The organism is Halalkalibacter oceani (assembly GCF_040544555.1).
GTDB classification, from domain to species: Bacteria; Bacillota; Bacilli; order Bacillales; family Bacillaceae_D; genus Halalkalibacter; species Halalkalibacter oceani.
Genome location: NZ_JBEPKD010000007.1, coordinates 73,563 through 89,913, shown reverse-complemented (window position 1 = coordinate 89,913; position 16,351 = coordinate 73,563). Strand labels below are relative to the sequence as shown.

At 47.8% G+C, this 16,351-nt stretch carries 13 protein-coding genes and 1 other annotated feature; of the genes, 5 read left to right on the top strand and 8 right to left on the bottom strand.

From position 1 onward, the window contains the following. Positions 1-114 precede the first annotated feature (114 nt). Entirely contained in the window at positions 115-717 is a 603-nt protein-coding gene (rpsD, locus tag ABMB67_RS10110; RefSeq protein WP_251223775.1) for a 30S ribosomal protein S4, read from the top strand. A 114-nt stretch (positions 718-831) separates the two neighbouring features. On the opposite strand, the gene ABMB67_RS10105 is transcribed toward rpsD, so the two are convergent. From ABMB67_RS10105 to tyrS, 3 genes are all read right to left on the bottom strand, one after another. Next, positions 832-1,941 (bottom strand): MFS transporter, encoded by a 1,110-nt coding sequence (locus ABMB67_RS10105; protein WP_354571988.1) that lies wholly within the window; start codon positions 1,939-1,941, stop codon positions 832-834. A 64-nt stretch (positions 1,942-2,005) separates the two neighbouring features. Continuing rightward, positions 2,006-2,554, bottom strand: a complete 549-nt coding sequence (locus tag ABMB67_RS10100) for a TetR/AcrR family transcriptional regulator (RefSeq protein ID WP_354571987.1) — start codon at positions 2,552-2,554, stop codon at positions 2,006-2,008. 117 nt (positions 2,555-2,671) lie between these two features. Next, complete coding sequence (gene tyrS / locus ABMB67_RS10095; protein WP_354571986.1) at positions 2,672-3,913, bottom strand: tyrosine--tRNA ligase; 1,242 nt, start codon at positions 3,911-3,913, stop codon at positions 2,672-2,674. 59 nt (positions 3,914-3,972) lie between these two features. Next, positions 3,973-4,179 (bottom strand) — a binding site (T-box leader). 141 nt (positions 4,180-4,320) lie between these two features. Here tyrS and ABMB67_RS10090 point away from each other — a divergent pair. After that, entirely contained in the window at positions 4,321-7,266 is a 2,946-nt protein-coding gene (locus ABMB67_RS10090) for a transglycosylase domain-containing protein (RefSeq protein ID WP_354571985.1), read from the top strand. A 575-nt stretch (positions 7,267-7,841) separates the two neighbouring features. Here the strand turns inward: ABMB67_RS10090 and acsA are convergent. Beyond that, positions 7,842-9,557 (bottom strand): acetate--CoA ligase, encoded by a 1,716-nt coding sequence (gene acsA, locus ABMB67_RS10085; protein ID WP_354571984.1) that lies wholly within the window; start codon positions 9,555-9,557, stop codon positions 7,842-7,844. 158 nt (positions 9,558-9,715) lie between these two features. On the opposite strand from acsA, the gene ABMB67_RS10080 reads away from it, so the two are divergent. The 3 genes from ABMB67_RS10080 to ABMB67_RS10070 are packed head-to-tail and all read left to right on the top strand — an operon-like array spanning position 9,716 to position 12,186. Continuing rightward, a complete protein-coding gene (locus ABMB67_RS10080) occupies positions 9,716-10,348 on the top strand; it encodes a GNAT family N-acetyltransferase (RefSeq protein ID WP_354571983.1) in 633 nt (210 codons plus the stop codon). Positions 10,349-10,372: 24 nt separating this feature from the next. Then, positions 10,373-11,011: an acetoin utilization AcuB family protein gene (locus ABMB67_RS10075; RefSeq protein WP_251223768.1), complete on the top strand. Its 639-nt coding sequence runs from the start codon at positions 10,373-10,375 to the stop codon at positions 11,009-11,011. 2 nt (positions 11,012-11,013) lie between these two features. Beyond that, entirely contained in the window at positions 11,014-12,186 is a 1,173-nt protein-coding gene (locus ABMB67_RS10070; RefSeq protein ID WP_251223823.1) for an acetoin utilization protein AcuC, read from the top strand. A 110-nt stretch (positions 12,187-12,296) separates the two neighbouring features. On the opposite strand, the gene motS is transcribed toward ABMB67_RS10070, so the two are convergent. The 4 genes from motS to ABMB67_RS10050 all read right to left on the bottom strand — a co-directional run bounded on the left by motS (position 12,297) and on the right by ABMB67_RS10050 (position 16,294). Beyond that, a complete protein-coding gene (gene motS / locus ABMB67_RS10065; RefSeq protein ID WP_251223822.1) occupies positions 12,297-13,058 on the bottom strand; it encodes a flagellar motor protein MotS in 762 nt (253 codons plus the stop codon). After that, on the bottom strand, positions 13,045-13,848 hold the full coding sequence (motP, locus tag ABMB67_RS10060; RefSeq protein WP_251223767.1) for a flagellar motor protein MotP: 804 nt from the start codon (positions 13,846-13,848) through the stop codon (positions 13,045-13,047). The genes motS and motP overlap by 14 nt, the downstream gene beginning before the upstream one ends. 29 nt (positions 13,849-13,877) lie before the next feature. Continuing rightward, positions 13,878-14,879: a catabolite control protein A gene (ccpA, locus tag ABMB67_RS10055; RefSeq protein WP_354571982.1), complete on the bottom strand. Its 1,002-nt coding sequence runs from the start codon at positions 14,877-14,879 to the stop codon at positions 13,878-13,880. A 338-nt stretch (positions 14,880-15,217) separates the two neighbouring features. After that, positions 15,218-16,294 carry a bifunctional 3-deoxy-7-phosphoheptulonate synthase/chorismate mutase gene (locus ABMB67_RS10050; protein WP_251223765.1) on the bottom strand — a complete coding sequence of 359 codons (1,077 nt, stop codon included), beginning with the start codon at positions 16,292-16,294 and terminating at the stop codon, positions 15,218-15,220. Between the last annotated feature and the right edge of the window lie 57 nt (positions 16,295-16,351).

The following is a 16,351-nucleotide window of genomic DNA, read 5'->3' as shown; positions in this document are numbered from 1 at the left end:
CTGTAACTTCTAGCTGTCGAAGCGAACATGCATGAAGACAAAATGAACGTAGCTATGAGATTACAATGCGGTTGTTATTTTGCAACAAACAAAATAACAAGGAGGAGTCTATTTATGGCTCGTTATACAGGTCCATCTTGGAAATTATCCCGCCGCTTAGGCATTTCACTAAGTGGAACAGGTAAAGAATTAGCAAAACGTCCGTATGCTCCAGGGCAGCACGGTCCAAACCAACGTAAGAAGCTTTCCGAATACGGAGTGCAATTACAAGAAAAGCAAAAGCTTCGTCACATGTATGGTGTCAACGAGCGTCAATTCCGTCGCACGTTCGATACAGCTGGTAAAATGGCTGGTATCCATGGTGAAAACTTCATGATTCTACTTGAGTCACGTCTTGACAACCTTGTTTACCGCATGGGTCTTGCCCGCACTCGTCGTGCAGCTCGCCAGCTTGTTAACCACGGTCATATCGTTGTTGACGGCAACCGCGTTGATATTCCATCATACCGCGTAAAGCCAGGTCAAACAATCGGTGTGCGTGAGAAGTCCCGCAACCTTGACATCATTAAAGAGGCGTTGGAAGGCAACGACTTCGTTCCTGGTTATGTATCTTTCGATGCTGAAAAGCTTGAAGGCACATACACTCGTCTTCCAGAACGCGCTGAGCTTCCTTCTGAAATTACAGAAGCGCTTATCGTCGAATTCTATTCTCGTTAAGCGATTATAAGGGTCTTACCCCAGCCTGTCGACAAAGTCGACAGGCTTTTTTGTTTAGAACGCTTTTTTAGAAATAGCGATAAATAAACTAATTCAACGAAAAAATCCTATTTTTTATTGTCGAACAGCAATAAACAGCCCCGCCGTCCCAAGGCTTGCAAACATTAGAAATGCAAAAGGGTATGCCGTGCTGTCAATCAATGCTCCTCCGGCCAATGAGCCGAGTGATTGGCCGAGACCGAGCGCCAGAAAAGAAAGGCTGACGCCGATTGAAGGCTCTGCTGGAAACAATCGTGTCGCCCAGATCACGAGCACTCCGGTCAGGGCGATATAGGTGCTGCCAAAGAGCAGCGCGGAGACATACACTGCCACATCAGCTGGAACCGTAATCAGCGCAATCGCCAGCAGCAGCAACAGAAAAACGAGCCGATAGGTCAAGGCCAGACCGATCTTCCCGATGGCGCTGCCCGTCAGTCCGCCGATGATCCCCGAAATCCCCATCACCATCCAAAAAGTAACGCTCTCCGTCGTACTCATCTGATGGACGACCGTTAAATAGCTGCGGGAAAACGTCCAAAAAATCGCAGAGCTGCCGCCAATCAGGAGTGAAGCCAACAGTAGCTCCTTTGCTTTGACGATAATATACCAGGATGCCTTGCTCCCGGCTGTTACGGCTTTCTCTTGCCGTGCCGGAAGAGAAAGCGAGTTCCAGAGAAGCACCGCCAAGGCGATGAGCACAAATAAAAAATAAGCGAGCCGCCAATGTTCGGTAAACAAAAGCGCGACAGGAGCGGAAACGAGCAGGCCGAAACCTGAGCCGCTGTTTATCCACATATTCCCGCGATCCTTATCTGCTTCCTTTAGTGAGATCGTCGCGACCTGACTTAGCGCCGGGGAAGCCCAGCCACTGCCGATCCCCGCAGCAAAAATGCTAATCACAAGCGGGGAGAAGCTTTGTGCCAGCGCAATTCCGCTCATCCCGACGAGCGCTGTGATCCCGGCGGCCTGTATTAAGCGAAAACAGCCGAACCGACGAATCAAAAACGGCGCCGTCAGCAACGCTGCCGAGTAAGAAACATAAGCAGCCGATGCAGCGATCCCGGCGCTGCTTTCCTTTAGCTTGAGGGAAGTCGAAATATCCGGCAAAAACAAGCCAAAGCTGAACCTTGCCAAGGCATAGGTGACAGCAATCATCGCGACACCGGGCCATACGATTTTCCCCATTTTCTCATCTCCTTTTTAGATAGAACGATCACTCTATTTTTAAAGAAAAAAACTAAGCCTTCTCCTATTCCGACTTAGCTTTTTTATCGCTCTCCAGTCTGATTTGTTTAGCGAAAAAGAGACATTCCTCAGCAACTTCATCAAGCGGCCTCGTTTCCGCCAAAGCAGTCGTTCCTTCAAAGAGCAGGGCGAGGCGGATCGCGTTCCGGTTTGTGTAGCCTGCCGCTTGGAAAAAATCGATTAGCGCCTCTTTATGTGCATCGACATAATCGACAATCGCCTGATTGCCATTCGCAAACTCTTCCTTCGCTCTTAAAAACATACAGCCATTCGATCCGTGCCTCCGTGTCCAGAAAAGATGCGCTTCCATCAGCGCCACAGAAGGCTCCCCTTTGGCCTCGTTTAGGCACGCCTTCAAGCTGGAAAAATACCGGGCTTCTCTTCTTTTTAACACTTCCATAATTAAATCCTCTTTCGATTGAAAATGATTGTAAAGCGTCATTAGCGCGACACCGGACTCTGTAACGACTTTCTTCAACCCAATCGCATGAAAACCGTGCTCGTAAAAAAGCCGTTCCGCCTGCTCCAATAAATCTTCTTTTTTCCGACTCATTCCAACCAACCCACCTTTATATAGAACGATCACTCTATTTTTGCATATTCATTCTGCTTTTGCAAGAAAAAGCAATGGCTTCAGGTCTGTTCTCCTAAAGCCATTGCCTTCCTTTTTTTACATGCTTATTTTTACGAACTTGCGCTTTCCGACTTGAATGACCTGCCCGTCCTCGACTTGCAGTTGCAGTTGAACATCGGTTACTTTTTCTTCGTTAATCTTCACTCCGCCGTTTTGAATCATCCGTCTTGCTTCCCCTTTTGAGCTTAGCAGCTTCAGCTCAACAAGCAAGTCGACGATCCAGACCGGGTTGTCTCCAGTCCATTGCGCTTCCGGGATATCGCTCGGCAAAGCACGCTTTTGAAAGACCGTTTTGAAATAGTCGACCGCTTCATCCGCCTCTGCTTTCCCGTGATACATCTCCACGAAGGTAGCGCCAAGACGCATTTTCGCATCGCGTGGGTGCACGCTGCCGTCCTCCAACCCGCGCTCAAGCTCTTCAATTTCTTCCATGGAAAGATTCGTGGCCAGCTTATAGTATTTCACCATCAGCTCATCGGGAATCGACATCGCCTTCCCGAACATTTCATTAGGCGCTTCATCGATGCCGATATAATTGCCGAGTGACTTCGACATTTTCCGTTCCCCATCAAGTCCTTCAATCAACGGCAGCGTCAATGCGACCTGCTTGTCTTTTCCATAGGCTTCCTGCAAATGTCTGCCCATCAATAAATTGAACTTCTGATCGGTTCCCCCCACTTCAATGTCAGATTCCATTGCCACGGAATCATATCCTTGCATAAGCGGGTAGAAGAACTCGTGAATCGAGATCGGTTGCCCCGATTTATAGCGTTTTTCAAAATCATCACGTTCAAGCATCCGGGCCACCGTCATATTGCCGGCCAGCTTAATGACATCCTCAAACGTCAACTCTTTTAACCAGGCTGAGTTATAGTAAAGCTTTGCTTTGTCCATATCAAGAATTTTTCCATATTGCTCGACATAGGTTTCGGCGTTTTTCTTTACTTCTTCATCCGTCAGCTGCTTTCGTGTTTCAGATTTCCCGGTCGGATCACCGATTCTCCCGGTGAAATCACCGATCAGCATTTGAATCTCATGCCCTAATTCCTGAAATTGTCTCAGCTTGTGCAAAACGACCGTATGACCGAGATGAACATCGGGAGCGGACGGATCCATCCCGAGCTTGATTTTCAACGGTTTTCCGGTAACGACGGACTTTTCAATTTTTTGACGAAAGTCCGCTTCCGGAATAATTTCCACAACGCCACGTTGTAAATAAGCAAGCTGACGTTCCACCTCGGCCTGCTGTTCAGCTGTTAACGTTACCTCTTTTTCCATTTGTCTTCCTCCTGTTTCGTTTCACTTTTGCACTAGAGCAGAAAAAAACCTCCTCCCTAAAAAGGGACGAGGTTGTCGCGTTACCACCCTTGTTGAAGAAGTCAGCCTTCTTCCACTTCATTTCAATAACGGAATGTTCCGTTCTTTGCTTATCACAAAGAAAGCTCCAGATTGTATTTCATCGTTGCCTGTGTACTGATTCGCACCACCCATCAGCTCTCTAAAACAGGGAAACAACGATTACTTCGATCCTTCACGGCTTTACCTATATATGCTCTATTTACGATGTTTCTTTTTTACCACAATGATTCACCCCTGTCAATATAACATTCTACATTATTTGCGGTTTTCATATCCTCCATCGACGGCATTATGCTATAATGTTTCTGATATATAGGAGGTTTGCTATGAAACAAGATTCTGCACTTATAGAGAAATTCAAAGCGTTTACAAGAAGGCTCCATGAACTGAAGGTCTTTCGCAAAATCGGGATCACCTATCAGGTCTTCTGGAATCTTTTTCTCATATGTTTAGTCGCAGGCTTTATGTCCCTTTTCTTCATCGGCGGGACAGCGGCCGGATATTTCGCCTCACTTGTCCAGGACGAAACACTCCGCAGCGCCGATGACATGAAAGCAAGGATTTATGACTATGAGGAAACGAGCCAGGTCTTTTTTGCTGATAATGTTTATCTCGGCGAGCTCCCTTCCGAAATTGAACGGCACAAAGTGGCGCTCAAAGACGTGTCCGACCATTTGAAAAATGCGATCATCGCTACGGAGGATGAGTATTTTTATGAGCACGAGGGCATTGTCCCGAAGGCAATCATGCGGGCGACCTTCCAGGAGTTCGCTAATTCTGCTGTGCAAACAGGCGGTAGTACATTGACCCAGCAGCTGATCAAAAATCAGATTTTGACAAGTGAAGTTTCGTTTGACCGGAAAGCAACGGAGATCCTGCTTGCTCTAAGGCTTGAACAATTCCTTGAAAAAGACGAAATCCTTGAAGCTTATTTAAACATCGTACCTTTCGGGCGCAATTCCTCAGGCCGTCATATCGCCGGTGTACAGGCAGCCGCTCAGGGAATATTCGGCGTTGACGCAAAAGACCTTTCCGTCGCTCAGGCCGCCTATATTGCCGGCCTGCCGCAAAGCCCGTTCGGCTATACACCTTTTACCGGAGACGGTTCGATCAAGGAAAATCTCGACCCCGGGCTTAACCGGATGAAAACCGTACTATCGAGAATGCATGAATCGGGCTTCATTTCAGACGCGGAATATCAGGAAGCGTTGCAGTATGATATTCGGGACAATTTAACAGACAGCACACCGGCTCCAATTGATCAATATCCTTATCTCACCTACGAAGTTATGCGGAGGGCGACGGATATTTTAGTCATGCAGCGCTTGGAGGAGGAAGAAATTTCTCTTGATGAACTGAATGAAGAAGAACGGCTTGAAACCTATAACCGGTTCCGCGAGCAGGCTTCAACCAAGCTTAGAAGCGGCGGCTACCGCATCCATACAACAGTGGATAAAAACATGTACATTGCGATGCAGGAAGCCGTGCAAAACGATGCTCTCTTTGGACCAATGAAGGATGGCGAACAGGAGGAAGTCGGGGCCATCCTGATTGAAAATCATACGGGAGCCATTAAAAGCTTCGTCGGCGGAAGAGATGAAGGCAGCGACCTGCAATACAATCACGCTACGCAGGCGTACCGGCAAAACGGTTCGACGATGAAACCGCTGCTCGCTTACGCCCCCGCAATGGAAATCGGCGCGATTCAGCCGGGGATTGTCGTACCGGACACAGAAGCGTACTATTCCGGCGGACAGGAAATCACCAACTTTGACAACCAGCATCAAGGCTTGCTTTCCGTGCGGGAATCGCTTGCCCGCTCACGCAATGTTCCGGCGGTTCGCTCTTTTAAGAGAGTACCGCATGAGCAAGCGCGGGACACATTGCTGAATCTCGGTTTTCGTCTCAGCAATGGCGAGCCGTATGAATCAGCTCCGCTCGGCGCTACAGAAAACAACGTTACCGTCGAACAAAATACAAACGCTTATGCGACTTTCGCCAATGGGGGTACCTATGTGGAATCCTATCTCATTGAGCGAATTGAAACAGCGGACGGGGAATTGGTCTATGAGCACGAGCCTGTTAAACGGGATGTCTTCACCCCGCAAACGGCCTATTTGACACTCGATATGCTGAGGGATGTCCTTCGCCCGGGAGGAACGGCAAGCTCTCTTCCTGGCCGGCTATCCTTTTCGGCCGATTGGGCTGGAAAAACAGGAACAACGAGTAATGTCTATGATTCCTGGTTTGTCGGATTTAACCCGAATGTGACGCTCGGCGTCTGGATTGGCTATGATACGCCGAAAGAGATTCAGCGCACGGTTGGTGGTTTACGTTACGGGCCGCGTACCCAGCAGATTTGGGCTAATCTGGCCAATGCCGCGTACTCTATCAACCCGGAGCTGCTCGCGCCAAGCGAAAGATTTGCGATGCCGGATGGGATTGTTAGACGTTCGATCTGCAGTTTGACAGGTCTCTTGCCATCGACGATTTGCCAGCAGGCTGGCCTTGTTACAACGGATCTCTTTAACGTCAAGTTTCTGCCATCGGAAGCGGATGACAGTCTGGAAAGTGCGCGCTATGTTACAATTGACGGCCAAAACTACCTTGCGTTGTCGTCTACCCCTGCCGAATTCACGGAACAAGGAGTAGCGATCTCAAAGGACTTCCTGGATATCGGCGACCTGTCCAATTATTTGCCGGAGTCGATGCGCAATATTATTCCTGAGCGGGAAGCGCCCAATAATGGACGGACTCCTGGTCCAGTCGGGGGAGTGGCCTTAAATGGCCAAACCTTAAGCTGGAATAAACACCCGGACAATGACATTGTCGGCTACCGGATTTACCGGGCAAGTAACGGCCAGGACAACTATCAGCTTTTAACAAGCGTGCGGGAAAATACAAACACAAGCTTCTCTGTTCAAGGAGGCTCTTATTCGTACTATGTCACGGCCGTAGATGCGGCCGGACGCGAATCAGCGGCCTCAAACACAATAGCCGGCAGCGCGCCGGAACAACCTGACGAACAGCCGGACAACGGAGCGGAAGACTCAGATTCAGCTAACGGAGACAATTCATCTGGCGGTTCTACTAATAATGGGAATGGAAATAACCAGCCGGATCACAGCAACGGAAATGGCACGGATACGCCGGAAGAACCGGCTGAACCTGATGGCAACAACGGAAACGGAAATGGAGGCGGGAACGGAAATAACGGTTCAGGCAATAACCCTCCTCCTAACGATCCGCCGCCTGAGGAAGAGAATAATTAGCTGAATAGCTATGGATTCCAACAGCAAGGCACCAACGGCCTAAAAATAAAAAAGAGCCAGCTGCAAAACTGGCCGGCCAGCATAAGCAGCCATTGTTTCGGGGTGTGGCAAAAGGATTTTTTCCTTTTGCCACACCCCTTTTTTTGTACAGGCTGCCGTCTCGTGATTTGCAACGCTTTATTCCAGGACAGCTCTCCCGCTATCGCTTTAAAGCAAGGAAAGGATAATACTAATCACGACAATTGCCCCTATAATCATTAAAATGGTTCGAATCATATGTTACTACACCCTCTCTTTTGCGACTTTTCCTTGTTACACAGGCTATTCCCCGCCATTCTTAATCATAAACCTTACAGAAAAGTCACAGGGCACAGCCGCAAAAAAGACAACGGATCATCTGTTTTATACGTGAGTCTGATCTGGCCTGCAACGAACAGAAAATACCTCTTCCCTAGAAGAATCAATGACGAAACCCCCACGCAAAAAACGAGGGGATGACAAGTAAGAGCTTGAGACAAAACGAAGGGCTGGGCAAAAGGTATAAGCAACCTTCTGTCCAGCCACTGTATTTGCCGTTAATCCTCCATTGTTGATAAGTCGCCTGTTGGCAGGTCAAGCTCCCAGGCTTTCAGGACACGACGCATAATTTTTCCGCTTCTTGTTTTTGGCAATTTATCCCTGAACTCGATTTCGCGCGGAGCCGCATGAGCCGCTAAGCCTTTTTTGACAAAGTTCCGAATGTCTTCCTTCAGTTCATCCGTTACTTCATAGCCGTCACGTAAAGCGACAAAGGCTTTAATAATCTCACCGCGGACCGGATCCGGCTTGCCGATCACCCCGGCTTCGGCTACAGCCGGATGCTCAACGAGCTTACTCTCCACTTCAAATGGACCGACGCGTTCGCCTGATGTCATGATCACATCATCAATCCGTCCCTGGAACCAGAAGTATCCATCTTCATCCATGTAGGCGGAATCACCGGATACATACCAGCCTTCGATTTCAAAATAGCTTTTGTATTTTTCCTCATTGTTCCAGATTGCCCGCATCATAGACGGCCAGCCTTTTTTAATCGCCAGATTGCCCATCCGGTTCGGCGGAAGCTCATTGCCCTGATCGTCGATAATCGCCGCTTTGACACCAGGAATCGGTTTCCCCATGGAGCCGGGACGAATATCCATCGATGGATAATTACAAATGATCTGCGCTCCCGTTTCCGTCATCCACCATGTGTCGTGAATACGGAGGTCAAACACTTTCTTGCCCCAGCGGACGACTTCAGGGTTAAGCGGTTCTCCAACGCTCAGAATATGGCGCAAGGAGGACAGATCATAATTTTTTACGACTTCATCTCCAGCACTCATCAGCATCCGGAAAGCTGTAGGGGCACTATACCAGACCGAAACGCGGTAGCGCTCCAATGTCTCATACCAGTCCTGCGGGCTGAAGCGTCCACCACGTACGACATTGGTCGTACCGGTCAGCCACGGGCCGAAAATCCCGTAGGAGGTCCCTGTCACCCAGCCCGGATCTGCTGTACACCAGTAAATGTCATCGTCCTTAAGATCAAGCACCCACTTGGCGGTCTGGTAATGCTGAAGCATCGCATTATGCACATGCAGCACACCTTTTGGCTTCCCGGTGGAACCGGACGTATAATGAAGAATCAGGCCATCTTCCCGGTCAACCCATTCAATGTCCAGTTCATCACTTGCCGCGTTCAAGCGCGTTAAAAAGTTCAAGTAGGCGCCATTCTCTTCATACGCTTCATCCACAATTAAAATTGTTTCGAGCTTCGGCAGATCATCGACCGGGACCCGTTCAAGCAAGGTTGGCGTTGTCACTAAAACCTTTGCCTCGCTATCTTCAAGACGATCCCGTACCGCACCTTCCATAAACGCTTCAAAAAGCGGGCCGACAATCGCTCCTAGCTTAATCGCACCGATTGTCGCGAAATATAACTCAGGTGAACGTGGCATGAAAATAAACACCCGGTCCCCTTTTTTCACGCCCGCGTCGCGCAGCACATTGCCGGCTTTATTGGAATACTGTTTCATTTCTTTAAACGTATACTGTTCATCTCTGCTTTTATCACTATAGTAAAGGGCGACTTTCTCTCCCTTATCTTCCTCAACATGACGGTCAATCGCTTCATAGGCGAGGTTCAGCTTGCCGGTTTTGCTCCAGGTGAACTGTTGTTCAACAGTGCTCCAATCAAAAGAAGCAGCCGCTTCTTCATAATTAGCCAGATTACTATTTTTGTTTTCGGATGGAAGCGCTTGCATTTTCATTACACATCTTCCTCTCTCTATGTATTTTCATAACTATTATAATACAGATAGATTCTTTATTCAAATTAAAATTGTTCCAAGGAAAAATCTATGAGAAAATAAACGTATCACCGACCAGATAAAATATCGGGCAAAAATTGAGGTGGGGAAAACAGATCATGATTCACTCCAAAACCTATTATTGTGTAGAAGTTTTATTTGATGGACGCCCTTTGCAAATTGAAGGCCCGGTTCCAGCTGAAAGGCTTGAGACATACGCTTTTCACCCGGGGCTTGTTGCGTTCCGTCCCCCGGAAGAACAAAAGAAAGCGCTGTTGGAGATCGCCGATTTACCGGAAGGTCGCATCAATATTATCCGCGATGATCAAACGGTCGTCGGCTATGTCACTTTCGTTTACCCTGATCCGATGGAACGCTGGGCAGAAGGCAAAATGGAAAACCTGCTTGAGCTTGGCGCGATCGAAGTTGCACCCGACTACCGCGGAGCGCAGCTGGGAAAAAACTTGCTGCGAATGTCGATGCTCGATGATGCGATGGAGGACTACATCATTATTACGACGGAATATTACTGGCATTGGGACTTAAAAGGCAGCGGTCTCGATGTTTGGGAGTACCGCAAAGTAATGGAAAAAATGATGAATGCCGGCGGGCTGGAATGGTATGCTACCGACGACCCGGAGATTTGCTCCCATCCGGCAAATTGCCTGATGGCGCGGATCGGCAAACGGATTTCCGCCGAGTCGTTACAGAAGTTTGACCAGCTGCGCTTTCAAAACCGGTTTATGTACTAGTACAACGAAAGAGGTGGTAATGATATGCTCATTGAACAAATTATGACGCGGGATGTGATCACATTACCTGCTGATGCCACAATTAAAGAAGCGATGCGTTTAATTGAGCTTCATAAAATTAAACATATTCCAGTCGTTGACGATGATGCCCATATTATCGGAATTGTCTCGGATCGTGATATTCGCGATGCAAGCCCCTCAATTTTTCACGCAACCGATCACCTTGAAGACTTTCATAAGCCTGTTTCGACCATTATGAAACGCGATGTGATTACTGCCCATCCGCTTGATTTTGTCGAGGAGATCTCGAATATTTTTTACGAGCATCATATCGGCTGCCTGCCAATTATCGACGACGGAAGATTAGTCGGCCTGATTACAGAAAAGGACGTGCTCCACTCCTTAGTGGAACTGATTGGCGCCAATCAGCCAAGCTCCCATATTGAAATTAAGGTCGAAAATATTACCGGCAAGCTTGCCGATATTGCGACCATCTTCAAACTAAACAAGGTCAATATTACAAGCGTCCTAGTCTACCCACACAAAGACCCGGCTTATAAAGTATTAACCTTCCGTGTTCAGACGATGGATCCGCGCCGTCTGATCGGTATTCTTGAGAATCAGGGCTATGAAGTCATCTGGCCTGGGGAACCGAGGTTATGATGATGAAACATCCATCCGTATTTATTTTTTCAGATGAGCAGCAAGCTTACCGCTTTAACGAAAAGCATCCTTTTAATCATTTGCGGCTTGCCCTTACGTATGATTTATTGAAAAAAAGCGGAGCCCTTTCTGATGAACAGATTATTGCCCCACGAATGGCAAGCGAAGATGAAATCGCTCTCATTCATGACGATGCCTTTATTCAAGCTGTAAAAGCAGCAAGCGAAGGTACGCTTGCCGAGTCCGTCGCCGACAACTACGGGCTTGGGACAGAAGACACGCCGATCTTCCCGCAGATGCACGAGGCTGCCTCACTTCTCGTCGGCGGAACGTTGACAGCCGTTGATCAAGTCATGAGCGGCGCCGCCTTGCACGCCTTTCATCCCGGTGGAGGCCTGCACCACGGGTTTAAAGGGAAAGCATCGGGCTTTTGCATCTACAATGACAGCTCGATTGCCATTGAATACATGCGAAAAAAATACGGGGCCAGAGTGCTGTATGTCGATACCGATGCGCATCACGGCGACGGGGTCCAGTGGGCTTTTTACGATGATCCCGATGTTTGTACGTTGAGCATTCATGAAACGGGGCGTTATTTATTTCCGGGGACCGGGCAAGTGCATGAAAAAGGAGCGGGAAAAGGCTACGGCTTTTCCATCAACGTGCCGCTTGATGCGTTTACAGAGGATGATTCCTTTCTCGAAGTATATGAAGCATCCATTCGCGAGGTGGCTGATTTTTTCAAGCCGGATGTCATTTTAACGCAAAATGGAGCGGATGCCCACCATCTCGATCCGTTGACTCATCTGTGTTCCTCCATTAGGACCTTTCATACGATTCCGAAAATCGCCCATGAAATGGCTCATGAATATTGCGGAGGAAAATGGATCGCTGTCGGTGGTGGCGGCTATGATATTTGGCGTGTCGTGCCGCGTGCTTGGGCTTCGATTTGGCTCGAGATGACCGGCCAAACCGCTAAGCGGGATGAACCGCTTGCCAAAGAGTGGCGGCAAGCCTGGGAAAAGCAGGCTGACGTCGGACTGCCAACGTCCTGGGATGATCCGGTTGATCTGATTCCCGCTATCCCGCGCAAACAGGAAATTACAGAGAAAAACCGTAAAACATTGGAAAAAGCGATTTTCCATATTCTCAATGAAAAAAAGAGATCGTCCTAGCTAGAGCAGCATAGATAAAAAGCCAGAAGGAAAGTGGATTTCTTTCCTCCTGGCTGGTGCAGATCGAAGCCGTCGCCTCATGGTAGATCTTTATTCAGACATCTTTGGATTTAGAACGTTTGATTGTCTTCACTGTTCGGGTCCGAAATCACAATGACGACGCGGCGGTTTGTCTGCAGGTTTTCAACAGACGTATTCGGCACGACCGGCCGTGTATCGCCATATCCTGTTGCGACAAAGCGTTTCGGATCAAGGTCATAGGTGTTGATCAAATGTCGGATAACACTGCTCGCCCTCGCGCCGGACAGCTCCCAGTTTGACGGGTAGCGAAAAGTGGAAATTGGCCGGCTGTCGGTATGACCTTCCACCCTGACCATATTTGGAATCGCTTCAAGCAATGTTCCAACCTTCTCTAAAAAAGGAAGCGCCTCTGGAAGGATCTCGGCTTCCGCTGTTTCAAAAAGCGTCCGTTCCTGCAGGACTAGCACGACCCCACGATCATCCCTCGTTGCCGAGATACCTTCTGTTAATTCATTTTCCTCAAGAAAATTTTGTACTTCAGCAAGAAGGGCGTCCATGTTTACTTCCGTTTCAGAGCCGCTTTCACCAAACTGTCCGTCCTCAAAAGGATCTTGCCGGTCTCCTTCACGCTCTTCGGCCGTATTGTCAAATTCTATCGCTGAAGGGAGAAACTCAAAAATTTGTCTTTGCTGAAAAGATTCAGCAATCGCGCGAAATTTCTGAGCATCGACGACAGACATCGAAAATAGGAGAATGAAGAATACGAGAATAAGAGTCATCATATCGGAAAAGGTGACCATCCATTTCGGTGCCCCCTTATCGACTTGCCGACGTCTTCTACGCTTGATCATACTCATCACCTAAATCTTCTTCTATTTGCTTCGTTTCCTTTATGAATGCACTCAGCTTTTCTTCAAGAATTTTAGGGTTTTGACCAGATTGCACGCCAATAACGCCTTCAATGATAATCTGTTTCACAAACACTTCTTCATCAGTCTTGTTTACTAGTTTCGTAGCCATCGGCAAAAAGACAAGATTGGCCAGCACGGTCCCATACAAAGTTGTTAAAAGGGCGACCGCCATGCTCGGACCTAATGAACCGGGATCATTCAAATTTTGCAGCATCAAAACAAGTCCGATTAACGTTCCGATCATCCCCCATGCCGGAGCATATTCGCCCGCCTTTTCGATAATGGCCCGTCCTTTGCGGTGGCGTTCTTCCATCGCCACCACCTCTGCCATCATAATGTCCTTGATCACATCGGGTTCAATCCCGTCAACGGCGAGGAGTACTCCTTTTTTAATGAACGGGTCAGTCACGTCGTCAAGACCTGCTTCAAGCGCTAATAACCCTTCGCGTCTTGCCTTTCCTGACAAATCGACAAATGTCTCAATCAGTTCTTTCAAATCGTGATCTTCCGTCCGAAATGCCTCACGTACAACTTTCGGTACGGCCTTCAGTTCCCCAAAGGAAAAGGTGATCACAATCGCGGCAAACACTCCTCCAACGACAATTAAAATGGAGGAAATTTGAATAAAGAAAATAAGTCCAGATGGTCCAGAGTTTGAAAAGACAGCCAATAGGAGCACGACTATCCCTAATACGAGTCCTATTGGCGTCAGTAAATCAAATTTTTTCATAGTCCTCTCCCTGCCTCACAATCTGCCCCTTACGCTTTCGTTGATTGACGATACTCAATACGGTGAGGGAGCTCCACGATGTGATCAAGCACTTCCTCTTTGTTCATATATTTTGTCAGCAACCGCATCGATACAGCTCCAATGTCATAAATAGGCTGTACGACTGTCGTCAGCGTCGGGCGTACCATAACAGCTAAACGCGTATTATCGAAGCCGATCACTTCGAGGTCATCAGGAATGGTAATACCGTTATCCTGGGCGGCGTGAATAATGCCTAATGCCATTTCGTCTGTCGCCGCAAAAATTGCTGTCGGCTTTTCATCCAACTGCAAAAAGGATTGCATCGCTTCAAGACCCGAGTCGTATGTATAATCTCCAATAACGACAAGCTCTTCATCGAACTCAATTTCGTTGCTTTCAAGAGCTTCCCGGTAACCGGCAAACTTCTGGTAACCGTTAATTGGATCATCGAGCGTGCCGGAAAGCATTCCAATTCGTTGATGTCCTTTTTCAATCAGGCTTTTAATCGCGTCATGAACTGCCTGCTTATAATCGATATTTACAGATGGCAACTCCTTGTTCGTATCAAGCGTAGCCGCCAACACAACCGGAACAGGTGAACGCTTGAATTGCTCGGCATGCTCCTCAGTAATGACACTGCCCATGAAAACAATTCCGTCAACCTGCTTCTCTAACAGCGTGTTAATTAAATGAATTTCCTTTTCCTTGTTCTGATCGGAGTTACAAAGAATGATATTGTACTTGTACATCGTCGCAATATCTTCAATCCCTCGCGCCAGCTCCGCAAAGAAAATGCTCGAAATATCGGGAATAATCACCCCTACAGTCGTTGTTTTTTTACTGGCGAGACCACGCGCCACCGCATTTGGACGGTACCCTAACCGTTCAATTGCATCCAGAACCTTTTTACGGGTTGCCGGCTTAACATTAGGATTGCCATTGACAACGCGTGAGACCGTTGCCATCGACACACCCGCTTCTCGTGCTACGTCATATATTGTCGTATTCAAATGTAGTCCTCCTTCAGCGAACTTAATGTATTGTTATCATACGATACTATGAGGAGGTTCCGCAATGTCTTACACTACTTATATCGACCCGCTTATGAAAAATTTTCACAGCATTTTCAATTTCTTTTCAGAAAAGTAGACAACGGAACCTTTTTCGTTCCCCAAAACGCCTATTCCTACTTATTATTCTCCTCTTTGAGCTGAATCATGTGATTTCACAAAAAGAAGGTGTGTCAAAAGGATCGATTTCCTTTTGACACACCCACACGCCTGAGCCGCGTCACGTTTTTCGTTATTTTCAAGAGAGGTGACAGCGCCGGAAATTCATCCAGGCATGCTTACCCTTTGTATAAGCCGGAAGCTTGCAATTCGTCGATAAAGGCATGGAATTGCGGAATATCCATCTGCTGCGCCGAATCAGACAATGCAACCGCCGGATCCGGATGCACTTCGGCCATCACTGCGTCAGCCCCGATGGCCAAGGCCGCCTTCGCTGCCGGAAGCAACAGATCACGCCGTCCGGTTGAATGCGTCACATCGACAAGGACCGGCAAATGTGTTTCCTGCTTTAAAATCGGTACCGCGGAAATATCCAGCGTATTACGCGTTGCTGTTTCAAAGGTGCGAATACCGCGTTCGCAAAGCATAAGGTTTGTATTTCCTTTCGATACGACGTACTCGGCCGCATGGATAAACTCAGAAATTGTGGCTGATAAGCCTCGTTTTAATAATACCGGCTTTTGAACAGAACCAGCGGCTTTCAACAGCTCAAAGTTTTGCATATTGCGGGCGCCGATTTGAATGACATCTAAATATTCTGCCCCGACTTCAACATCAGATGGACTGACGATTTCACTAATGACGACCATATCCAGCTCATCTGCAACCTGCTTAAGAATCTTCAGCCCTTCGACTCCCAATCCCTGAAAATCATACGGAGATGTCCGCGGTTTAAATGCTCCGCCGCGCAGGACATGAATGCCGCGATCCTTTAACGCTTTCGCCACCGTCAGTACTTGCTCGTAGCTTTCGACCGCGCAAGGTCCCATCACTAACCGCTGCTGGCCGTCTCCCATCTTCACCCCTTTAAGATCAACCACTGTATTCTCAGGATGCTTCTTACGGGAAACGAGCAAAGCTTTGCTGTTATCTTCTTCTTGCAATTCAAGACTAGCTTTGAAGATTTGTTTGAAAATATGCTGTAACGTCGATGTCTCGAACGGGCCTTTATTATTGGCCGCGATATGATCAAGCATGCTTCTCTCTCTGACAGGATCAAAACGGTTTACGCCTTGAGTTCCTTTGATCTTTCCAATTTCCTGTACGAGGTGAGCTCTTTCATTAATCAATTCCAGAAGCTTAAGATTCACCTCATCTAACTCGGCTCTCAACTGATCTACTTTCTCGTTACTCACAACTCTCCACTCCTTTTTATCCTTTGGCTTCTTCGTGATTAGGTTTATTATAAGGGA